This window comes from Legionella anisa (assembly GCF_001467525.1).
Classification (GTDB): domain Bacteria; phylum Pseudomonadota; class Gammaproteobacteria; order Legionellales; family Legionellaceae; genus Legionella; species Legionella anisa.
In genome coordinates this window covers 58,814-80,997 of record NZ_LNXS01000054.1, presented here as the reverse complement: position 1 = coordinate 80,997, position 22,184 = coordinate 58,814, and the positions used below count along the sequence as shown (strand labels likewise).

Genomic DNA, 22,184 nt, shown 5'->3' with positions numbered 1-22,184 from the left:
TGAAAAAATGGCCTAAAACACTGTCAACCCCTAAATGATAAAATTTAAAAATATTTTTTACGCAGCCTTGCCGAAAGGACACATATATTTTATACAAGATATCATTTTTTCTTCGATAATTTCGCGTCCTTTTAATATTTCAGCTTCATCAGAAGAAACCTCGCCAAGCATGCGATGTATGTTAAATTCAGTCCATGCCAATACACAATGTCCTAGCCATCCTGTAAATGCTTGATGGGGAGATGTTATCCATGGTTTAGAAGTATGTTGATGGTATGTGGTGATCAGTTTCTTCAAAAAGGGGGTATTTACTTTCTGATATAAAATAATGCCACTCCATTCCAACCCATATCCTATTATTTCTAACATAGGATTCATTAAGCCTGCGCTTTCCCAGTCAATAATATGTGGTTTACTGTGACTATCCCAAAGCACATTCTGAATGTGCATGTCTCTATGTGTAATAACTGACTCTTGTTTGAGGGTTGGGATTGCCTGAAAATAGACTTGATTCCAATCTAAAATGACTGGCAATAACGCCATCAAATTAGAATGTTTGGCGCGCTCAATCAATTTTACCCAATGCGCATCTTCAAAGTAATCGTACTGGGCTTCATCCGTTCCAGTATGATGAACATCTGCCGAATGCATTAACGAATACAGCTCGCCGATAGCAGTAGCATGCTTAAGCGTTAACTTAGGCTCATCAAGTAAATGACCGGTTATGTAGGGGTAAATTATATAATGTTCTTTATCGACGTTGATGACATACTCATCATTAAAAGCTAAAGCATTAACCGCAGGTATTGCATTTTTAGCCATCTCATTGGCAATTTTCTCGGAGTGTTCATAGGTCGTTTTAAAATGACTTTTAGCGGTAATATGTGGATTTAACCGTTTAATAGCATAGGTACCTTTGCTGGTTTCTATTTTAATCATGGTATGCAGAGCACCGCCTTTGAGCAATTCAGGCTGTGCTTTTAACTCACCTAGTTGCACTTTTTCTATCAATGGTTGCATATTCATTAAATGCGTTCTCAAAATATCTTTTGGTTACAATGAATGTATTTGCCTAACAAAAACATCATCGCAAATTTTTGCGTAAAAAATAAAATGTTGAATTGTTATCAAAGCCTTTTCTTTCAAACTCAACGTAGTACCCAAGTTTTTTATAGAAATCCAGTGCTTCCCAGTCAAATGTATTCACTGCTATAAAATTACATCCACTTTTTTCTGCAAGTTCCTCTGCTTTTTGCATCAGTTGTGTGCCATACCCCATCCCACGAAGTGTTTCTTTTACCCAAAGCTGCCCAACGAATAAGCCGCCGTACATATTATCTCCACCACATCCGCCAACTATAGTTCCATCCTCATTACGAATAAAAAACCCAAAGAAATCCAGTGCCTTCATCCCCTTTTTTTGTTTGGCTATCGCTGTAATGGCATCATTTAATAATTGGATATCTTCTGATTTTGGGTTTGATTCATAACTTATTTCATACTTCATAGCGGGTTCCTTATTTAAATTCTTTACCTATGCATGAGACAACAGTGGAAACATCAACTGATTTTCATCGAATAACACAGTTTTTTTGCCTCAACAAAAAGCATTTCATCCTTCTCATATTCATCGATAGGAATTATCTCATATGATGAACAATCCTTTGGGGCAAAACCAAAGTCGCACAGAAGGGCTGTTTTCATCTAAAGTATGGGTTAATTCGATGAGCTGATAGGGAAATTTCATTTTATTATTTCACTTTTTTGGTAAACCATAATATCAAATCATCATCCAAACAAACCATTTTTCCTGGATCAACTGGTTTATAGTCATAAGTGACTCCCAACCCATCAGGAATATAGCCGCGTTTGATGTAGAGTCGTTGCGCCTGTCCATAGCCTCCATCTTGTCCACCATATAAGCCAACGCCAAGACCAACATGAGAGTGTTGACTTGCTGCTTTTTCTTCAGCGACTGTTAGTAAGGTACTTCCTATCCCAAATTTTCGAAAAGAAGGTAATACATTTAAGTCCATAATTTCCGGGATTTTTTTATGAGCAAAGGGTTCATAGAGTGATGTCCATTTTAGCGTAACATAACCGGCTATTTGGTCTTGAAAATAAGCCAACCACACTACTCGCTCAGCCTGTTGTTGTTCTTGGTAATACTTTGCAAATAATGATGCAGGTTTTTGCCAATTTGCTTTTTGAAAAGCATCGATCAGAAAGGGGATATCAGATAACGTCAGCGCTTTGATAACAATTGCATGTTGGTTTATTGCTAAAGGTTCAAGCTGTTTCATCATATATGCCATATTCCACTCATATCCGGCAGGTTTTAAATCAAAAAGAGCTTTAAAACCAACCGACTGATAAAACAGGTACGTTTTAAGATAATTCTCTTCTGATTCAGAAGGACTTAGAGTTTCAACGGTTATAGTTTTAGCACCTTGCGTTATAGCAAAATGACAAGCCTCGTCTATTAATTGCTTTCCAACACCTTGACGGTGAAAATCACGTCTCACAGCCATCCAATAAATATTGGCATTATTCGAATAAGGAAAATCAATTGAAATGAGACCAATATAGTTATCATCCTTTTTCGTGGCGAAATTTATACGTTTTGTAACACCTATAGCGTAATGCTCATTTGCTTCTAGTAATCCGAAGTACTCGGGTAACTCCGCTGTAATTTTTTGACATAAGGCTTTAGCTAGTTCACCCGTTATTTTTTCAATTTGAATCATAATATTTTCCCTGCTGCAGTATTTCGAGCATTTCCTTCATATGATTTGATGGATACGGAGTTGACTTATCTTTCTGAATTTCTTTATAAAATGTATGCATTTTTTCTGCAATAGGTGCATTTTTAGATAGTATTTCATTTATTTTATCGGGCAATTTAATTGACTGTTTATTTGCTAAGTAATCACTTAATGTCTTGTCCCAGTGATCCTTTCCTGCATAGGTTGTTAGGACACCATGTAGCAAATTGACTGAATAACTACATCTATCATAATTTTCTTGGTCTTTTACAAAATTATGCTCGGTCATTGATAAATCAAAGTTCTTTGACAGTGCTAAACCAAAATCACTGAGGTAAATGTCATCCTCATCAGCTAAAATGTTATGAAAATGAGCATCCATATGAAGAAAACTATTTTCATGCATAAATTCTAAAACCGTTCCAAATGATTTGTTCAATTTTTTTAGGTAGTTGATTGAATCTAATTCAGTGTTACTTGATGACAAAACTTCTTTTAAATATTGGTGTAAATTTTTCGGGAAATGCTCAAGAAATAATAAAACACTAGCGTTAGTACTATTCAGACCATGTATACGCTCTTTGATATTTTCGTTGTTTTCCCAATAATCTAAATATTTTTCTGTAGATTCCCAATAGGAAAGATCTGTTTTACTTAAAGAATTCGGGATAATTCGCCAGCTATACATAATTGCGAAATTGGGGCATTTACCACTGATCACCCAGTTGGTTGTCATGATGTGTGCTGCAAGCTCACGCCAAGCGCTAAAACCCGCTGAGCCAATACCATATTGATAGCACATTGGTAATTTAAAAATATTAGCCGTCGACATGAAGTTATCTGGTTTTAGTTCAAGTTCAGTAATTGGAACCCTTTTTACAAAAACTGGGATATTTTCGATGTCTATTTGAACAGAGGTGCCTCCAATACCAGTATGCATCTCTTTTCCGGTAGACAGGACTGCTTGTAATTGTTGATTGCTCATACACGATAATGTGTTAGAGACAATAGTATATTTTTCAGTTCGCTTAGATAAGGTTTTCATTTTTGTACTTGTCGGTTATAGCTTTAGATCTAAACTCCCATCAGATGATTGAAATTTAGTAATTAGTATAAATTGTATCATAATGCGCGATTGAATTAGGTGCTGAATACCGGCATAGGTGTTTTTGCCTGTTTTTTGCAACTTAAAGGTAAAGGAATTCGAATTTTGTAAACTTCTCCACCATTTACTATCATAAAAGCCTGTCCTTTAGGTAAAGACACAATATCATCTATCCCAATCATTGGCACTGAGGAAGTCTGAACTCGATCCTCATTTGTCGTATTAAAATAAACCCCATCATCCCCATGTGGCGTATCATTAACCATAGAAACTTGGGTATGTCCAACTACTCCTACTTGAGGAAGAACTTTAACCAACAGATTAGCTGTTTCTTCATTTTTAACCCGTAACATAATAAGAGTATTAAAATTTCCTTCAGATACTTCTGCCTTAGCTCTTGATCCAAGAGCCACTTCCATATCCTGAATGGTCTGAGCATAAGCAGTAACTTGAAACCCAGCTCCACCCGCTTTATTGAGAATTTTTACAAAAGAATCCTGGATAATTTCAGAAAGCTCATCACAATGAAGATTTAAGGTATAACGAGCATTAGGTTCTTTGTAAATTTTACCGGCTGTAGAAACCAGATCTGATAAGAAGGCTTTACCCACTGCCTGAGCGATATTGGGATTAGTTAGACTATCCAAGCCAATATAGAGCACCTTTTTATTTTTAATGACATCCATCAGTTCAATATCTCCTGGCTCAGCTTTAGATGAAAGAATCTTAGAAGCATTACTTTTATTGATTTCCGATAATACCGGACCAACACTGGCTGTTATTTTGTCATAATAGTGTTTATCCATAATGGCTGCATCGTAGAGATCGATTAAGATTTGGTCGTGCAGTGCTTCTGCATTATTATTTTTGATGGTTTTGTTGATGTGTTCTTTCACATATTGAGTAATTGCCTGATGGCGTTCCATAGGAGACTTGGTTTTATTGTTCTTACCAATTTTACTGTCGTGCTCCTCGATAATTTCCTCGATGTTTTGATGATAGTTGGGATAGTGATTTGGCAGGATGGTATCTGCATAGGTCATAAGTAGCTGATCGAGTCTGCTAATATAGAAAGCAATTGATTGGTAAGTGATGGGTTGTTTCATTTCTTCCAAGCAAATAGCTACAATATTGACGTACTTCCATGCAAAAGCTGCAAATTGCTTTCCTTCACCTTCAGCTGAGATGGCATCAGTGATGCGTGTTGCAACCTCGCTGATTTGATCATAATTTTTGAGTGGGTTATATCGTGCTGATTGATTAGGAAAGCCTAAATGCACGATTTTAAAATCATCCACTCTTCCTGATACTTCGCATGCCGCAATCATGTCTCGCACTAAGTCTTGGTCACCTTTAGGATCTACAACAATGACCGCATTACCATTTCTAATATCCTGATTAATGAGGATGCTGGCTAATCTTGTTTTTCCTACTCTGGTGGTACCGACTACAAAAGTATGGCCGACTCGGACATCTTGAGGAATGTACACAGGTTTATCTTCTTCACCGACACCATGTAAGAATGGACTTCCACCAACTGGTGGATCCGGTCTAAAGGGATTGAGCTTTGAGCGTTTGTTTAACCATTTGGCTAATCGAGTATGCTCATGGTTTTGACAAAAACACCGTACTGCTTGATAACAAGATCCTCTTTGCATGAACTTTTCATTTTTGACTTGTTTGATTTGATGAAGTTTTTGCGTATGACTTGGTCGCCAACGAAATCCTTTACCCAGGAATAACCAGTTTTTGGATAAAGGAATTTCTGAGGTGGAAAGGGCATAAGTCGGCATTGCCAATAATCGGTGATGGTAGCGTTTTACTCTTATTGCTTGCCATGCCCTATAAAGACCTGGAATGGCTAGAGTAATAAATGCATAGATACTCATGCTTTGAGTAAGCAAGAATAAATGAGGTTGGCTGTAAGCCAGAAATGCTAATGAAAAACAAGTTATCGCAGACCATGCTTCTGTCGGTTCTCGTAGTAAATTATTAATTGGATAGTTTGTCATAGTGATTGCCATAACATAAGTACATCAATAAACAGAAAGAGTGCCAATAAATACCATCGTACTTTAAGGGCAGCTTTATATTGTTCAGTATTTATTGGGTTTTGTTTATCTATGCGTTGTACTAGCTTTGTCCATAGCAGGATGAGACTTGTGTAAAAGAGTGTATGTAATACAATAAACGAGGGTTGAAATACTGGTTGTTGTAAATAGTTTATTACCTTGGTATTGATGAGCAATGGTGCCAGGATGAGTAAAGCTGTGATTGGTAAAAGAATTTGAAGTATGACTATAATGGTTGAACGAATGTAGTTTTTTATCATAGGGAAGGCTCCAAATGAAAACGATATTTCGATTTTTGGTTGTAGTGCTTAATGCAATTGTTGGTGTTGCGGAAGATAAGCCTAACAATCGCTACATGAGTGTTTCTGAGGCTCGAAGGAAATATGAAGCTGGTTTGATTAGTATGCGTGCATATAACGAAGCTTTTGAACGCAAGGATGTGTTTTAAGCAAATCATAATGCCCCCTTGGAGGCAATTTTTACTCCTGTTTTGGCTACATGCATTCCTGATTGAGTCATGCTTTCACTATTTCGTTCAGAGCCATCGATTAAATCCATTAATCCTGCACCTGCCTCTCCACCAAAGTGACTGGAGAGCTTAAGCAACAATACAGGTGCGACAAAATAAAACATCACAGCCATATTTTTCATGGCGGCAACTGCATCATTCTCTCCTAATGGGTCTAAGACCGAGCGTTCAATAAAGCCCACCAGATGCCAGAGGTATTGCAGAAAAATCGCCATCACAAATAATGCACACAAACTGCCTAATGCTCTTGGACTATAACAACTTAGTGACAGAACTAACGGCGTTAAGATAATTAAAAAGAACATGAAAAATGCCTGCATCACCGGTAAGGTTTGCATGATTGATTCACGTTTGAGCGGTGTTGTGGTCCATGATTTGATCCATTGACCGGAGTTAACCAGTGTATGAGTAATGGCTGATCCAATTTTTCCATTATTGTTGTCCATTAGATTTTTTACTGAGTTCATTTGCATGTCTTTGCTCTCACTGAGCAGCATTTTGGCTATGAACTCTTCAGCAGTGATGTCTGCTTTCCAGGCTTTTGGATGCTTTGTTTTGTATTGGCGTACTCGTTCAAGCATGGCGTAGTAGTTCAGATGCCGATTATAAAAACTTGCTTTGTTGGATACTTCGACTAGATCACCCCGTATTTTATTCCACCATTGTTGGCAGAATGGGTAACCTTCTTCTGGTAGTTGTTCTAGAGGTATATCACCACGGTTGGCTGCTTTTTCCAGATTAGGATTAGGTGCTTGATTAAAGGTAAATCCTGGAACTGGTTTACGCGCATGGAGTTTGCTGTAATACATTTTTTGCAGAATCTTTGAACCCATCCAATTCAAATCGTCTTCACCACCATAGCGTTTTAGCATGGGGTCCAGTTCGCTTGCTTCATGTTTCTCACTATTAAATTGGGTTTTGGCCTCAATAAAACATTGCCGGTGAAATTCCAAAGCTTGTTTTCGTATATCTTGAGGCAAATAGGTAGATACTAAATCACCTTGAATGGATTGCAAACTGTCTGTGCAGCCAGTCACTTTCATTAAACTGTAAGTGAAACTGGACATGAAGTTTTGGATGATAGCAAAACCAATAGGAATTTTTACTTGATTAGTTAAAAGATCGGCAAAAGCTTCATCATAGGTAGTACCACTGTCCCCAATCACAGCAGCTGTAGGACTTTTCATGCCACATAGAGGTTTAAACTGAAGTGCTTTGGTTTCCAAGGGTACACAAGGATAGACAAACAGACAGCAAATTAGAAAACTAATCGCCAATTCATAGAGAAAGTTATTTAAAGCATGCTCTACGGCAAAGAATGCTCCTGTTGGATTAAGTACATTTTTTAAGAAACGATATCCAATCGCTAAAAAACCTAGATACAAAAGCCCAGTTTGCCACAAGGCATTAAAGAGTACTTCATATTGTTGCCAACCAAGATAGGTGGTATAGAGCGATAAAGGATTAAAGACAATCATAATGTAGCTCCTTTATTTTTCTTGAACATAAATGGCACCATTTTTCACAGTCGGCTGTTCATGATCTTGACCTGGGATGTTTTTGTTTTGATCCTGATGACGAATTTCCATAATTGTTCCCAGTGTTTCCGTCATCATTTTTTTACGAACATCATTTTCAAAAGACAGGGAATGAATGTCATCGTCCAGTTTTTTCAAGGCAAAAAGCACCATTTTCATAGCAGGTTTTAAGTTTTGTACTTCCTGGACTTGTAATCCAGCTTGTAAAATTCGCCGCATCATCAAAGCATTATCCAGCATATTTTGTACTGCGATTTCTTCAGCTAATTTGGAGACAGTCAATAATTGCTCTTCTCTTGGAAGATGTTGAATGGTAATGATGATTTCATCTGTAATCAGGAGATTGGAAGCACTAACTTTACGTAGATTGTCTTCGGTAAGAATCCAAGAACCATTCACGAGTTTCCATAGTGCTTTGGCAATATTTTGACTACATGTATTGGCATTGGCACAACTTTGTAACAAGGAAGATAAGCCAATACCCGCTTTAGCATCATGGTTTAGTTTACTTTCACTAGTACTGACTTGAATATCTCCTAAAACTTTTACAGCCCAATTGGCAGCATCTGTAGGAGTAGGCCAACTTTGAGTCATTGGTGTTTTGATATCCGGTTTATCAAGCGAATCCAACGGTTTTCTCTCTAAGAGAATGTTATAACCTGCAATCACTACATCATTAATTACTTTAATAGGTCGTTGGTATTTACCTCCAGCATTCCCTTTTTCATGGCCAATCCAAGGAAGACCATAATCATCACGCTTCTGGGCAATACTTTTAGCGGTTTCGGTGACATCGACATTCTCTTTCTTTGCGCGTTTAGCAGCTTCTAACCAGCCTTGACTGTCCGATATGGACAAAATACCTTCCATTGGTGATTGATTTTGTTCTAATGATTGTTTTACTTCCTGACAATCTTTGACTCTGATGTTGAACTCATTTTGGGCACTGGACGCAGCATTTTGTATTACGTTGTAAAGAGCAGGCATAGACTGTTGCAGTTTGTAAAGAGGATATCCTGCTATCGAGCCTTTAAGATTATCAATGACACCTCCGGGGATGTTAATGGCTGATTTTTTCAGATCCTGAAACGTATTCGTAATTGAAACCACAGGATTAAAACCGCTACAGGAAAATCCCAGGCGACCATCAACATCAGCACCAATCCGAATGGTTTGATCTTTATTCACTGGAGGTATAAACAAATTGGATGTACCTCCAAGTTCATAGTAATAATCGGATTGACTGGGCATAAAACCATCAGCACATGCAAAAGAGGGAATAAGGAAAGTTAAAATCAAAGATCGTTTCATAGAATAGCCTTATCGTTTTTTAGTTTTTTCCACTTTGGGGAAGGTTAAAAGATTCACAAGTTTGCCCTTGTTTTGGATGCAGCCTCGATATTTTCGCCACAGGACAAAGACATAATTTCCATTACCTGCTTTTTCATCTTTTGTGCCGAAATCATTGGCATCACCAGGATGGATGGTGCGGTTTAGCGGATACACTTCTTGCCAAATCACTTTAGTGTTCTTAGGGTCATAAATTACATTAGCGACGGCACAGTTTTTTCCACAAGAATTGCGAGTTGATTTGGTCACATGCAAAGAATTTTTGTTGGTGACAATATCGACAGCATGCATGGCTGCAACAACAGAAGCCCTAAAGTTATATGGCTGGGTAACACGCATCAGTCTTGGAATTTCTGAGCCCCAATGTTGAGTGGCCGTACCAATATCATGGTTGATGAGTAGATGAGGATGAGTGGCCATATACAAAATTTCTGCTGCTTCGGTTCGGTCCATCACAGCATCGGCTTCTGCAAGATAATAGGGTATGCCAAATCCGGTCTCTGCTTTATGAGAAAGATAAGGTAAGCGGTAAAATCCGGCTGGGCTACCAATGACATCAACTATGCGAGTTCGTTCATCATTGATATGCAGTTCAGTAGTCTGGCCACTGTCATTGCCAAACCCGAGTTCAAATCCAGTCGCGGTTTTATAAGCCTTTTGATACAAGGCTCTAGTGGCTGAATTTTCATAAAGTGTTCTTGCTTCTATCCAGGGATTTTCTTCTGGCTTATTGCTGACTGTGATCACCAAATCAGGTAAGAATTGCTCCACAGCAGGTGTTACAACCAATTTAGGTGGTAAATAACCCACTGACCAAGTACAAGATCCAATAACCTTATAGTGGCTGTTGTGAAAAATCTTTTGCAACACGCGAGCAGCAATGGTGAATGTATTCACAGGACTAGGTGGGCTTGTGCTTTCTTTGGCATATAAGATATTAGTCATAAAAATAAGCCCGATTATTAGAAGCCACTTTGGGTTGCTCCAATTTTTTAGCCATGATTTCAGCAGCAGCAAGTACATCATGTTCTTTCTCCAATTCATTACGCGCGGCTTTTTCATTTTTTTCAGTCATTAATAAAGCCAATAGATAGCGTGGTGGAATGACACGAAATAATCCCTGATAACGAGAACCAAGGAGGACTGCTTCAGAGTACAACCCTTTTTGTGAGTCGATATCGCGAATAAGCGCTTCTTGTTGTGGGGTAAGGGTTTTGAATTTTTTAATGTTAGTGAGCTCATTTTCATCCAATCCCAACGCAATCCAGGTTTCGATGAGTGATAGAATTTTGGTTGCTTTGGCAGAACTCATGTCCGCAATATTTTGCGTTAAAGGAATGAGCCAAAGTCCTAATTTTCGAGCCACTTTGGCAATCAGCGTGGCATAAGAAACAATGACATCAATCTCAAATTGCAAATGGGCTTCGTCAATGATGAGAAACATGGGGCGAATTTCATTCTGAGTACGTTCTGCCATAGCCAGAATTCTTGGTAGCAGCGATACCATAACCAAAGCCAATTTACCTCTATCATCCTTAATGGCGGAGATATCAATATGAAAAATATCGAAATCATCTAATGGTTCAGTAGCAACATTAAAAAAGCGTGCCTTGGCTGTATTAATGACATAACTTCGCAATCGATCAGCCATATCATGCAACCGTTCCTTTTTACGGGGGATTGTTTCTGAAGCAATGCGTCGCTCAAATGCGCTTAATACATGTTCAGTGAGCATTTGCGGAATATTTTTTTGTGCTGAGTCATATATGGCATCACTCAAAATTTCAATGAGCAAAGTTTCATCTGCTAAAGTAAAGTTTTCTTCTTCACGAACATTTGCTTCAGTAATCATCGTTCGCAAAGCCAGTGCCAACTCAGCCAAATAAGAGCGGGATTCATTTTGACAATCCAACTCTTCCTCTGATGCGGGAAAGCATTGCTCTGCTTTGAGTTTTTGTAGCGTTAAAGCGATGTTTTCAGATTGCTCGCTGATTTCAGGCAGAGCTTTGTATGCATCACAAAATGGATTGAGCGGTATTGCTTTATCTTTCTGGTTTGATAAGAGTAATTGCCTTGCTTGCAAACCATGTTTTTGGCAATGCATTAACATGCGATCAAAGGAGTTACCCATTTCAAACAGTACTACACGCGCGTTTTTCATAGCTAATAGAGATTGAATCATCCATCCAATGAGCACTGATTTGCCTCCACCAGAGTTTGCAAAAATTGCACAATGGGAATTTTGGCTGATAAAGTCATGATGCAGCAAATCAAAGAAAACAGGCTCGCCTAACCGATTGAAAAATGAAAAGCAGGGAAGATGTCTTGCTCCTTGATTGCGGCCATAGACTGGTAGTAATGCAGCCAATTCGGAGGCATACATTAAGCGGTCAAAGCATAAGTATTTGCGTGCATAATGTGGATCAAAATTAAAAGGCAACATATTGAGATAGGAATTTAGCGGATGAATATCATAATTCGAGTGAATCAGCGGCATTTTTGCTTCGCTAAATATAATGTGCAGCTGCTTTTCTATATTGTGTGCATCTTGTTCATTTTTGGCTTGATAAAACACAGCTTGATTGACCCAATAGAGGCGATTGCCAGTACTCAATTCATTACGTGCTGATTTAATATCATCCCTGACTTCTTGTGGTTTTAAACTGGTACCCACTATCCCTTTTTCCAGTCGAGTTAAGTGTGCATCAAGGGTTGCATCATGACTGAATACAACTTGAATGGTATAAATGCTTCCTGAAGGCAATGTATCGAGTAAAGCATAGCGATGCTTGGGATTAGCTTGTCGTCGTTCACGGGATACCAGACCAATGATTGGAGTCTCTTTTAGTCCATCGACATACAAAATTTTTTGTTTTACTCCTTCAAAAATAAATCCTTGGTCGCTGCTTTCAGGTGGGGTAAATAAAACATTTTGTGATAAATTAAATCCTGCAGGAATCGGTTCAGGGTAGGGGTATTGAGTCAATATTTGATCGGCAGATTTAGGATTAAACCATCTGACCCACCATTGATAATAATCCTTTCCTGAGAGACGTTTTAACTCAATTCCTGGAGAACGTAATTTGCTTTCAATTTGACTTATAACCTCCTGATGTTCTTGTAATATCAGTTCACGAGATAAATTATATTGAGTGAGTTTGCGATAAAAAAGCACACGGATACGACGTCTACGGCCACGATAGGGAGAGCCTGTTTTGGGATCAAGGAATAACCCTTCTGGGCGGGTCATTTTTTTGTATAAATCCCCAAGTCGATTTAAATAGTCTTTGGTCAAAGAGTTGTTGAGGAGATTTTCAGGTACTTGTTTTTTAATGTGGTCAAGGACAAACTCAAGGCAATATTCATCCTGAACAAACATTTGCATAACCCAGGGATCAATGGGATGTAACGGAACTACAGAAGCAAAGGTCTCTCGTATTTTATCAAATACCGCTTGCAGATATTCTGGGGCAGCTGCCTCAGCTGGTATGTCTCCCAACTCAAAGCCTGAACCCAAACTATTACCATCGGCAAATAAAAAAACTTGTTCTTGTTCATTGAAATCAACAACAGCAAGTTTGTCTGCAAAAGAAGGTAAGGGATTTGTATAACTTTTTTTAACTTCTTTTTCCTTGACAGCTTGAGGGTTGGTTTCACCCAATAACCAGTCACTAACAGGTTTTAATAATGACTTCATCCGTTCTCCCTAATACAGTTCTGATGCCAGGGCATACTGGTTTTGTTTATAAAGAAAAAAGCGCGTTGTGTAGCCGGGTTTAATGATTTGTTCATCTCCGAGTTGCGCTACATGGGCAAACACATGAATCGGCACTTCTGGATTGGGAAGCTGCTTAAATTCTTCGCTTGATGTTTCGAGCTTTACCTGATGTGATACTGGCCTCTGGATAGGTTGTTGCATGCTTTGTTGATAAAGCTGACTAACCGTTAAACCCTGATCAGGAATAGGGCTTTGAGACATTTTTGCGGTCGAACAGGCACTTAAAGCCAGACTAGCGCAAAGCATTATCAAAGTGTTTTTGTTGATGGTAACCATAATCTAATACTCTCCCTTGGTTTTCTTTATCAATGGCAATGGTTTGACTGAAATGAAGACTGAGTTGGTTTGGAATAAATCTTGAATTGGATTTAATGCTGGCAGGAACAAACACCATATCGAAACTGCCTTGAATTCTTTTCTCAAGCCATTCGGTTACTTTTTGACTGCCCTCACTGATGGCTCCTCCAGCTGCAAAATGAGTGATTTCTCCAGTAGGTGTGGCAATGGCTTCACCACCTTCAGCTTGATAACTCATTTGCCATTTAGATAAAGCGGCCCCTGCGCCTTGGACTCCACCAGCAATCATTAATGAAGTTAGAACTCTTGGGGCATTGGTGATGTATTGGCCTTTAATGCACGGATTGCCGTATTGATTGGTGAGATAGCCTATGCTGTCATTGTTAACGAGCTCAGCTGAACTTTTCATTTGTTCCTGGCCAACGCTGACAAAGTGGCCATCATCAAAGACAAATAACGCTGAAGTAACATAGGCACGTACACAACTGATGTTATCCAAAAAGGACCCCACACCTATGGCATAACCACTGATTTTCATGCCAGTAATTTCTTCGGGTAGTTGCATTCCATTGGCAGTCATTAAATCACCACGACTGACTATGGCATTGAAAGGAAATAACGGTTGCATCAATTTTCCTTCAACTGGGACTTCACCAATTAGGGCGGATAATAGAGTCACTTTACTAAAATCACTGCCTGCTGGAATGGTATAAAATGGGGTTTTATTTGGTTCTTCTTCTTTTGCAGAAGATTCACTGGTGTCTGACAATTTGTTTTCAGTTGGGATTTTATCGAGCAATGTATCCAGATCTTTGATTTGGCCTGATATCTTGGGTGTACTTTCTTCCATAGGGTAGGCTTGAGATTGATTTTGTGTCAGTGAAGTAATTTGCTCTTTGAGTGACATTAATTCATCGCGTAATCCATGGTTGGATTCTGTCTTAGGTTGTTTTAATTGTTTTTGTAGTGATTTATTTTCTTGATGCATCTGCTCCAATTTTTTTTCTGTTTCTAATAAACGAGCAGAAACATCTCTAATGTTATCGTTGAACTGGCTGGCAATGGCTTCACCAAAATTGTTGGGATTTGATATAGGGTCATTGATAGGAGTAGTTTGGCGGCTGTTAATGAGAATAAGAATTACCACAACCACTACGGAACCAGCCAAAATTTTAATGCCATTATTTTTATTCATCGATTGAATCTCCCTTGTTGCATTAGAGCTGCGGTAAAAGGTTGATCTGAAACTAGGAAAACAGTGGTACTTTCATGTTGATTGCGTGCAGGCAGTATGCTTCTAGGATAAAAACTAGCGGTTTGCCAATGCCCCATTAGGTTTGAAAATTGTAAATGGAGCGGCTTGTTCAACATATTTTTAAGATCAACTGCAGTGATATAGAGATTACTTCCACGCCATGAAGCAAGAGGATGGGTTTCAATGCTGGCTCCATAAAATAGTGGAATCATTTTATGGGTTTGCATTGGTGTACGATAAATGCCTTCAGGGATTTCACGGACACGTTCTGGAGAGTACAAGGCTTGAATCGCAAATCGAGTCAATTGGATGGCATTGTATTCATATTGACTTGAGGCAGAGTGATGATTTGTTTTGGGATCATCAATGAGTATTTCTATGGGAGTGGTGTTCGTCATTTGAGAATCTGCTTTGAGATTGAGAATGATGACTTCACCTTCTGGCAAAAGCTGAACAATCAGACGATTGTCCTTAAAGGATTCCTTTGCCTTCAGATAAAGGCTACTTTTCACTTTTAAAGCATCAATGTTAGGATTTAATTGCTGATCAATAATCTTGATTGCTTGAGGAAATTGAATCAGGCGCTCTTGATTAACTGGCAATTCAATATTCAAAGGTACTTTTTCCCAAACCAGATGTTCACTCTGTAAGGCATAACTTAAGTTCATAACACTTAGTCCTATAATGAGAAAGATTGTTTTAATGCTTTTCATGCTGTTCCTCCGTATCGACAAGTAGATCTTGTAAGCGCACTTCAGGACGGGTATAGCCATCCAGCGCTAATTGGAATGGATTGTGCAATCGAGAAAGATTGAGTTTGACTACGCGAAGACTATAGGCAACCACTTTGTCGGCAATTACCATAGCACTGTTATCTTTCAATCTCTGAGTAATGCGCAGTACCATTTTGACCTCCCAGGTATCAGGACCAATTTTTTGGATGTCTTGCGGCTCCATAAAACGATAAAGACTTACAATTTGTGTACGATCAAAGAGCTGTGCGTTTTTATATGCGGCCAGGGTGCCACGCATTAATTGTTCATGACGCGGTGTGAAGTAATAATGAAATGCTTTGATGTTTCGATTAAATTCTTCCTTGCCTTGATTTGACCAGCTGTAAAGAGTAGGCGTCAGTGAAGTGACAAAACCTTGTACGTATTCATTAGGGATTTCACTGGCTTTCATTAAACCACCATTGGCAGCCATATTGGGACTGAGCCAAAATTCATAACGTTTGGGTATGATCATCAAGGTGATGACTAAAGCAAAGACAATGATCGATAAAATACCGACAAAGGCCAGTAATAATCGGTTATGGTGATGAAGGCTGTCGATTTTTCTCCAGTATTCAAACATGGGGTGCTCCTACAGACTTATTTTTTTGCCAACGTCCCCGATAATGAATCCAGGGAGATTGTTTGAGCCTTAATCGCACCATCCAACTGATGGTTTTCTTCATCACATAACCATAAGGCTTGCTCTCTTTAATGCGGGCAATGCTTTTAGGCCATATGGTAATAGATAGAATGAATCCAACTACAAACCCAATACAGCCAGAAGCTAGTGGAAACCCTGCCATGTATCCCAAAAGGACAAAAAAGACAGTAGTTACTGGAGTCGTGGTGATGACAATCCAAAACAGTTCACGCAGACTCAAACCTTTCCAGGCAGGGTAGTCGTGTGATAGATGACGCGAAGAAGGCTGACTCATAAGTTTCACCTCCTATATTTTGAACTTGGTAATCATGGTGTAACCCACATAGCCTGATGCAATGCTAATAGCTAAATAGGTGATACCCATTACAGCAAAAGTACCGAAAGCCACCATTGAACCTTCGTTCTTTTTTGATTCTTCAATACCATGTTGTACTGTAGTAATGAATTTAATAAAGGTCACGACCGCAGTGATGAACAGCAATAAACCCAGACCTTGTTTGACGTAATTACCAGTCACGGACATCATGCTTTTCGATCCATCGCCGATGTTGTCAGCATCAGAAATTTTAGGGAACCAGGCATCTGCGAGTAATATTGGTGCATAAAATAGACTTACTACACCAAGATAGATTGAGCGAAGCTTTGTTTTCATATTGTCTCCTTAACAAATAACACTAAAATGAAGAGCATCAAGCCAATTACGAGCCTGACAAGTCGAGAACCAAGGCGCAGCAAGTAATCCTGTTGTTGTTTTTCCTCAGCGCCCATCATGTGGTTGACGGACCACATCACCGCGAGAATTACCAGGGCTATGGCAATAAAGCGGATACAGCTGGAAAAGACATGAGCCGAGATGTTGTTGCTTGCTTGTTTAAAGGTGGTGGCAAACATTCTGGCAATTTCGTCTTTACTCATTAGGGTTTCCTCACAAAGTCCATTTCCAGAGACTTGATTTTGCGAGGTTCAATGATGGGTTGGTTGATGTAATCAATCAGACCATTGCGAATATTCAGCAAATCTTCTCTTAGACCTGCATGGTGTTGGCCTTGCATATCTTCAAAGCCTTCAATCTGTAATTGAATACGGACATTGGGTATTATTTGTGCTTGCGCTTCATCAAGAAGTGGCATGATGGCGTTAATTTGGTTAATGATGCGAACCAGGGTTTCATTCAAATCAGGGTTGTTCGCCGAGCATTGAAGGCTTATCATCATTAAGGTCAGATATAGTATTCGTTTCATGTTTTCTCCCTATAAGTACTTCTTAAAGCGACTGGCCGTCATGGCTACCATTAAACTCATCAATAAGCTGACAGGCACAAAGACATAGGCAGGGGTGATGCTGACAGGTAGGGCAAGCCAGAGCATGAGTAAAATCACAAGCCCTCTTTTTAAATAATGATTAAGCCTGTGGAAGACATAAGAGGATTCACGACCTAAACAAGCAGTGCGTATTGCTCTTTGATTTAGACCATCAACAAGACCAGCGATCATAGACAGTGCAAATAAAGGCACAGCAACAAACAAAATAATGAGTTTGATTAATAGACATTGGCTACTTAATAAAATCAGCTGTACGAATTGTTGTGATTTTTCAATTAAGTCTTTGAAAAAATCATTAACGGCTAATTTGTTTATGTAGGGTATAGTTGTTAATGCCCACCTTGGTTCAGCATTTAAAGGAAGGGATACTAGAAGTGAACCTTGATATACAGGGGTAATGGCTTCTCTTTGGGTGTTTACAAGGACATTCACTTTTTCAAAAGCATAGGGGTAGTCATGCAGCAGCCATTGACTTATCGCCCAAATGATTATTACTAACCAACCTAAAAATAGCACTATGGTCAATTGCATGGTCAGTTTTCTGGAGTATTGCTTTACTGCCATACAGCCCCCTCAGCAATAATTAAGGGGTAATGTTGTTCGTGGATGTAATCCATAAGCGGATCAACATTGACGGGTAATAAGGGTAATTTGAATTTTTCTTGCAAAGCCACAATGGTTTCAAAGTCATATACATTGGTAATGAATCCTGTAGCTTGCATGGATTTTAATTGTTCTTGATGTTGTTCTAACCATTGGGTGGATGTTTTATCTGCACCTATGACAAACAAGGACATATTTAACAGATTGGTATCCAATGTCTTGCGGCTGATTTTGCCTGGGGTTGCTTTACTCTTAGCAGGTACGCCAATTGGGCTGGATAAGTTTAATTTTAATGATGCATCACTTTGTGACAGGGTTAAAGGTATCTCATTCATACTATGAACATTCAAAGCAACCAACAGTAAAAGTAGAATCCTAATCATTAAAATCTCCCTAAATCGAGGACTTGGGAACTTTTGCCATTGGCTACTAACAATAATGGGGTTTGTTTCTGGGTTAGTGGTAAGCCTTCAAACTGTTGGTTGCCAGGATTTAGCGTAATTTGCTGGCTAGTCACCATTTGAATAGGGATTTGATGTTTGTTCGCCCATAGTTGTATGGCGTTGTTGTCCATATCCAGAAAGAGCAAGTTGAGCTTTGTGTTTGGTGTGCGATTAATCGCATCAATCAGTTGCAGTACAATGGTAGTGACGGCATCATCAGATTTTATAAAGAAATAGAGTGATTCACCTGTTTTTAATTGAATAGGTTGATGGGCATAGGGTGAGTAGGGGGATGGATCGAAATCTCCAATCACCGGCACATCTTTGAAAAGTTCATTATAGGCTTTGTAAAAGGCATTGTTCCAAGCGATATTTTGCGACACCTTTTGGGCTTCCTGGCGAGCTGCAAGTTCTGCAAAATGTTCGCGTTCAACATCATCTCTGGCATTAAGTCCAAGGATATCAACGGGTGTCATATGCAGATCTTTGTAATACATACCGCTTTTGCTTTGCATTAATTGCAGATAGCGTTTTTCTTCTGTTTCACTCAAGCCCCAATTTTTGGCTTCTACTCTTTGATTGTCATTCAGTTGAAATTCTTTTTCTTCAATGATTTCATCATGAAATTCTGCAAGACCAGCTCTAGCCAAGGCATTATCAGTCTGTTGTATGAGTGGGGTGACAATGCCAGGAATGTAGAAACCAGCTATGGCCTGCTGCCCTAGAAGTAGTCCTATAGTCAGATTAGAAAGCTTACCCATGGTTCACCTCTTGTTGATTTAAGTGAACTAGTACATGAGCTTTATCGGTATTTTCAAATTCTATAGTTTGCTTGGGATAGTTTATTTCAAAGACTGTCCAGTAAGCTAAAGCATCCCCTTTTTCCATTGCTTGGGTTTTGTAGTTGTAGGCTATAGATGCAACAGGAACTTCCTGAATACTATCTATGCTCAATACCTTAAAAGGCAGTTGACTTACTGGGAGCATTTTTACAGGTTGTTTAGTCTCATCCAAATGGCGTAATAAATCGGTAATGCCTTCCAGTTGTTTTTTTATTGCAGCTTGTTCGGTAGTGAACATCTCACCTAATTGATGGTCGTCCTTATTTTGTAGTTGCTGAATGAACGTGTTTAATTGTTTGAGGTTTTGAGTAATGGGCGATAAATCAGGTTGTTCTACAGGCTGTTTTAATTGGGTTTGAATTGATGCGAGTTGCTTGCTAAAGGTGTTTAGTTCATTATGATTTGTGGTTGATTGTTTATTTACGCACACACAAACAATCAATAAAACATTTAAAGCAAGTAGGCTAACCCATTTAAAATCCAGATACTTTCTCATCCTACTCTCCTTGCAATCAGGTTAAAATTTACCTCTCTTAACAAATCGTTTTGTTTAAGAGTGAATAGCTGTTGTCCCACTAATACAGTCAGGCCATGCTCGATCGTTAAAGGTCCAAGATTTCTACTGACCTGTGGTAATGGTTGTTGAAATATTTGCTGCAGGCTTTCGCTTTGTTTTTCCTTGGGGGCAAGGTGATAACCGGAATAACGTAGCCAGTAATTAACAGCTTCACCTATGGTTTGAATTGAGGCAGGAAAATGAATCTGCTGAACTGTTCTTAATGGATTAATTTGGGCTGCTAATGGTTGATTATTGACCGTGGCATAGCGGCTTACTTGTGTGATATTAGCGGCATGAACGTGCAAGACACATAAAACAAGGCTGCATAGTATCGTTTTTCTAGGCATGCTCGCCTCCTGACTGTTCTGAACAATTATTTCTTAGAGCCTGTGCCAGTGTGTGTTGCGCAACGGATTTGCGGATAAAGACTTCCTTCCTCTCAATGTCTACATGCCGCGGGGCTTCTATGCCAAGTTTGATAAGTCCCTCGTTCTCAGAGATTACAAGCACTTTAATTCGGCCTTTATCAATGTAGATTTCCTCGCCTATACGACGGATCAACGTCAGCATGATTTTTCCTCCTTAGCCTCTTTAAAGAGGCTTTCTTTCATTTGGTTGATATGGAATTGGACGACTTTGGGATCAGTGCGTATATGTACTTCTGTTTTCTTTTTTAATGCCTCTTGGCGAGCCTGGATGCTTTTTTTGATCGTCAAGCAACATTCATAGAAAAGTGGCAGGGAAGGAGGATAGTGCTCAGTTTTTTTAGTTTTTTCCAAAGCAAATTTCAGCACCTGATTATCGAATTCCTGGAGACTATCTGACCATTCAAGTCTTGCAATTTCTAATACTTTTGGATTGTTATATGCTGAGAGCCATAGGTAACCGTATATGGCATTAAAGCGTGCAAAAAGCGTATCAATACGTTTATCACTTATCAGTGGTTGTCCCGAATTGGATGACGTTACTTGCGCATTCTGAGATTGGGTTGTCTTCAAAGTCGAAGTTGAAGCTTGCGTCTTTGCAGGATTCAGCGAGGATATCTGCTGCTGATTTTTTACGAGAACTTGTTTGATTGCTTGCATGCGTTTGCTCCTGGGTTCTTAAAGGTAGTAGTGCATCGTTCCAACATTGTTGAGCTATCCAGTTAGCCGGAAATTTCCATTTGGGAACCCACTCACCAGAGAGTTCCATTTCTTGACGGTTTTGAATTTGTTCTTGAAGAGCATCAAGAATTTGAGAAAATAAATTGTCATCAGGACGTAATTTAAAAAACTCCTGATACGCTCTTGTTTCATCCTGCTTCTGTGGATAAAGAGACCAAAATTTTTGAAATTGTTGGCGCACACACACATACATATCTTCTGAGTTATGAGGTGTGTCGGGTTTTGTGTTTGTCACTGTGTTGGGTTTTCGATAATTTTTATCGTAACCTAATGATTTAATATTATTTTTATCGTTCGGGTTTGTGTTGGGTTGATGTGTCGGGTTTGTGTCGGGTTTATTTTGGACAGGCAAATCCGAATCAGCTAACAGGCATTTTAAAATGAGTTGTTTACCAATAGATTGAATCTCAACAAGACCTGCACGCTCAAGAGCATAAATGATACGACGTAATTGTTGGCGACTTGGACTACCAGAATGTTCAAAACCTTGATGGGGTTCAATATAGAGGGCTTCAGAGAGCTGTTGATAGCTGATTTTACGTTTAACGCCTACAAGAAAGGTCTCTCGATCCATATACGGACGAATCCCTAGCAAATAGGCTGATTGTTGAATATAAGGCAATCCCATTAGCGCGGATAATTCATCGGTGTTAACAAACAAAAATCCCATTTCTCTTTTTATCCTTTAAAAACACTGTTACCAACAACGCTTGCACTATCAAATAACTTCATTTAATATCAATCAATTACACGAAACGTGTTGTTGATAACCCATTGTAAATAAGCACTTTTTAGAGTCAATGGGGTATTTCTGATTGATAGTAAATGAACTTAAATGAACTTAAATGAACATAAAAAAAATTATTGGTAGTAGGATTACGCAAGCTAGGAAGGCAAATGGATTGACGGTTAAGGTCTTGGCTGAAAGGGCTGGATTAGGAGCCGCCAGGATTGGAAATTGGGAGCAAGGAACTAGAAGTCCTGGGCCGGAGGAGGCCAAAGAGGGCTTCAGCTTATTCCTTAATAAATAATAGGAAGCATCCATTCATCAATGTCATTTGGAAGTAATTATACTGAATCTCAATTCGGAAGTTGTTAAAAATTTTGTACTTATGACTATATT

At 39.0% G+C, this 22,184-nt stretch carries 28 protein-coding genes; 2 read left to right on the top strand and 26 right to left on the bottom strand.

Annotated features, from left to right (window positions below; translation table 11 throughout):
• Positions 1–57 precede the first annotated feature (57 nt).
• The 6 genes from Lani_RS16825 to Lani_RS16800 form a co-directional block, all read right to left on the bottom strand.
• Complete coding sequence (locus Lani_RS16825; RefSeq protein ID WP_082654133.1) at positions 58–1,026, bottom strand: phosphotransferase; 969 nt, start codon at positions 1,024–1,026, stop codon at positions 58–60.
• Between the two features lie 58 nt (positions 1,027–1,084).
• Positions 1,085–1,507, bottom strand: coding sequence for a GNAT family N-acetyltransferase (locus Lani_RS16820; RefSeq protein ID WP_019234852.1), 423 nt, complete (start codon positions 1,505–1,507; stop codon positions 1,085–1,087).
• A gap of 244 nt (positions 1,508–1,751) precedes the next feature.
• Positions 1,752–2,747, bottom strand: coding sequence for a GNAT family N-acetyltransferase (locus tag Lani_RS20015; protein ID WP_019234853.1), 996 nt, complete (start codon positions 2,745–2,747; stop codon positions 1,752–1,754).
• Positions 2,734–3,750, bottom strand: a complete 1,017-nt coding sequence (locus tag Lani_RS16810) for a protein kinase domain-containing protein (protein WP_223499382.1) — start codon at positions 3,748–3,750, stop codon at positions 2,734–2,736. Before Lani_RS16810 ends, Lani_RS20015 begins: the two co-directional genes overlap by 14 nt.
• Positions 3,751–3,905: 155 nt before the next feature.
• Positions 3,906–5,882, bottom strand: a complete 1,977-nt coding sequence (traD, locus tag Lani_RS16805) for a type IV conjugative transfer system coupling protein TraD (RefSeq protein ID WP_019234855.1) — start codon at positions 5,880–5,882, stop codon at positions 3,906–3,908.
• On the bottom strand, positions 5,879–6,202 hold the full coding sequence (locus Lani_RS16800; protein WP_019234856.1) for a hypothetical protein: 324 nt from the start codon (positions 6,200–6,202) through the stop codon (positions 5,879–5,881). The genes traD and Lani_RS16800 overlap by 4 nt, the downstream gene beginning before the upstream one ends.
• Positions 6,203–6,216: 14 nt before the next feature.
• Here Lani_RS16800 and Lani_RS20545 point away from each other — a divergent pair, with 14 nt between their 5' ends.
• A complete protein-coding gene (locus Lani_RS20545; protein WP_019234857.1) occupies positions 6,217–6,390 on the top strand; it encodes a hypothetical protein in 174 nt (57 codons plus the stop codon).
• 5 nt (positions 6,391–6,395) lie between these two features.
• On the opposite strand, the gene Lani_RS16795 is transcribed toward Lani_RS20545, so the two are convergent.
• From Lani_RS16795 to Lani_RS16700, 20 genes are all read right to left on the bottom strand, one after another.
• Positions 6,396–7,949, bottom strand: a complete 1,554-nt coding sequence (locus Lani_RS16795) for a conjugal transfer protein TraG N-terminal domain-containing protein (protein WP_019234858.1) — start codon at positions 7,947–7,949, stop codon at positions 6,396–6,398.
• Between the two features lie 12 nt (positions 7,950–7,961).
• Positions 7,962–9,320 carry an integrating conjugative element protein gene (locus Lani_RS16790; protein ID WP_019234859.1) on the bottom strand — a complete coding sequence of 453 codons (1,359 nt, stop codon included), beginning with the start codon at positions 9,318–9,320 and terminating at the stop codon, positions 7,962–7,964.
• A gap of 9 nt (positions 9,321–9,329) precedes the next feature.
• Positions 9,330–10,304, bottom strand: a complete 975-nt coding sequence (locus Lani_RS16785; RefSeq protein ID WP_019234860.1) for a TIGR03756 family integrating conjugative element protein — start codon at positions 10,302–10,304, stop codon at positions 9,330–9,332.
• Positions 10,297–13,056 carry a conjugative transfer ATPase gene (locus tag Lani_RS16780; RefSeq protein ID WP_019234861.1) on the bottom strand — a complete coding sequence of 920 codons (2,760 nt, stop codon included), beginning with the start codon at positions 13,054–13,056 and terminating at the stop codon, positions 10,297–10,299. Before Lani_RS16780 ends, Lani_RS16785 begins: the two co-directional genes overlap by 8 nt.
• 9 nt (positions 13,057–13,065) lie before the next feature.
• Positions 13,066–13,413, bottom strand: coding sequence for a TIGR03751 family conjugal transfer lipoprotein (locus Lani_RS16775; RefSeq protein WP_019234862.1), 348 nt, complete (start codon positions 13,411–13,413; stop codon positions 13,066–13,068).
• Positions 13,370–14,629: a TIGR03752 family integrating conjugative element protein gene (locus Lani_RS16770; RefSeq protein WP_019234863.1), complete on the bottom strand. Its 1,260-nt coding sequence runs from the start codon at positions 14,627–14,629 to the stop codon at positions 13,370–13,372. Before Lani_RS16770 ends, Lani_RS16775 begins: the two co-directional genes overlap by 44 nt.
• Complete coding sequence (locus tag Lani_RS16765; RefSeq protein ID WP_019234864.1) at positions 14,626–15,402, bottom strand: TIGR03749 family integrating conjugative element protein; 777 nt, start codon at positions 15,400–15,402, stop codon at positions 14,626–14,628. The genes Lani_RS16770 and Lani_RS16765 overlap by 4 nt, the downstream gene beginning before the upstream one ends.
• Entirely contained in the window at positions 15,389–16,045 is a 657-nt protein-coding gene (locus tag Lani_RS16760) for a DUF2895 family protein (RefSeq protein WP_019234865.1), read from the bottom strand. The genes Lani_RS16765 and Lani_RS16760 overlap by 14 nt, the downstream gene beginning before the upstream one ends.
• Positions 16,038–16,400: a TIGR03750 family conjugal transfer protein gene (locus tag Lani_RS16755; protein WP_019234866.1), complete on the bottom strand. Its 363-nt coding sequence runs from the start codon at positions 16,398–16,400 to the stop codon at positions 16,038–16,040. Before Lani_RS16755 ends, Lani_RS16760 begins: the two co-directional genes overlap by 8 nt.
• Before the next feature lie 12 nt (positions 16,401–16,412).
• Positions 16,413–16,778 carry a hypothetical protein gene (locus Lani_RS16750; RefSeq protein ID WP_019234867.1) on the bottom strand — a complete coding sequence of 122 codons (366 nt, stop codon included), beginning with the start codon at positions 16,776–16,778 and terminating at the stop codon, positions 16,413–16,415.
• Positions 16,775–17,041, bottom strand: a complete 267-nt coding sequence (locus tag Lani_RS16745) for a hypothetical protein (RefSeq protein WP_019234868.1) — start codon at positions 17,039–17,041, stop codon at positions 16,775–16,777. The genes Lani_RS16750 and Lani_RS16745 overlap by 4 nt, the downstream gene beginning before the upstream one ends.
• Entirely contained in the window at positions 17,041–17,367 is a 327-nt protein-coding gene (locus Lani_RS16740; protein ID WP_019234869.1) for an RAQPRD family integrative conjugative element protein, read from the bottom strand. The genes Lani_RS16745 and Lani_RS16740 overlap by 1 nt, the downstream gene beginning before the upstream one ends.
• 9 nt (positions 17,368–17,376) lie before the next feature.
• Positions 17,377–18,012 carry a TIGR03747 family integrating conjugative element membrane protein gene (locus Lani_RS16735; protein ID WP_019234870.1) on the bottom strand — a complete coding sequence of 212 codons (636 nt, stop codon included), beginning with the start codon at positions 18,010–18,012 and terminating at the stop codon, positions 17,377–17,379.
• Positions 18,003–18,434 carry an integrating conjugative element protein gene (locus Lani_RS16730; RefSeq protein WP_019234871.1) on the bottom strand — a complete coding sequence of 144 codons (432 nt, stop codon included), beginning with the start codon at positions 18,432–18,434 and terminating at the stop codon, positions 18,003–18,005. Before Lani_RS16730 ends, Lani_RS16735 begins: the two co-directional genes overlap by 10 nt.
• Positions 18,434–19,255: a TIGR03759 family integrating conjugative element protein gene (locus tag Lani_RS16725; RefSeq protein ID WP_019234872.1), complete on the bottom strand. Its 822-nt coding sequence runs from the start codon at positions 19,253–19,255 to the stop codon at positions 18,434–18,436. Before Lani_RS16725 ends, Lani_RS16730 begins: the two co-directional genes overlap by 1 nt.
• Positions 19,248–19,832 (bottom strand): hypothetical protein, encoded by a 585-nt coding sequence (locus Lani_RS16720; RefSeq protein WP_019234873.1) that lies wholly within the window; start codon positions 19,830–19,832, stop codon positions 19,248–19,250. The genes Lani_RS16725 and Lani_RS16720 overlap by 8 nt, the downstream gene beginning before the upstream one ends.
• Positions 19,829–20,242 (bottom strand): PFGI-1 class ICE element type IV pilus protein PilL2, encoded by a 414-nt coding sequence (gene pilL2, locus Lani_RS16715; RefSeq protein ID WP_019234874.1) that lies wholly within the window; start codon positions 20,240–20,242, stop codon positions 19,829–19,831. The genes Lani_RS16720 and pilL2 overlap by 4 nt, the downstream gene beginning before the upstream one ends.
• On the bottom strand, positions 20,235–20,465 hold the full coding sequence (locus Lani_RS16710) for a carbon storage regulator (RefSeq protein ID WP_019234875.1): 231 nt from the start codon (positions 20,463–20,465) through the stop codon (positions 20,235–20,237). The genes pilL2 and Lani_RS16710 overlap by 8 nt, the downstream gene beginning before the upstream one ends.
• Positions 20,459–20,689, bottom strand: coding sequence for a hypothetical protein (locus Lani_RS20980; protein ID WP_019234876.1), 231 nt, complete (start codon positions 20,687–20,689; stop codon positions 20,459–20,461). The genes Lani_RS16710 and Lani_RS20980 overlap by 7 nt, the downstream gene beginning before the upstream one ends.
• A 136-nt stretch (positions 20,690–20,825) precedes the next feature.
• Positions 20,826–21,731: a hypothetical protein gene (locus Lani_RS16700; RefSeq protein WP_019234877.1), complete on the bottom strand. Its 906-nt coding sequence runs from the start codon at positions 21,729–21,731 to the stop codon at positions 20,826–20,828.
• Between the two features lie 175 nt (positions 21,732–21,906).
• On the opposite strand from Lani_RS16700, the gene Lani_RS16695 reads away from it, so the two are divergent.
• Positions 21,907–22,092, top strand: a complete 186-nt coding sequence (locus tag Lani_RS16695) for a helix-turn-helix domain-containing protein (protein WP_019234878.1) — start codon at positions 21,907–21,909, stop codon at positions 22,090–22,092.
• The last annotated feature ends 92 nt before the right edge of the window (positions 22,093–22,184 follow it).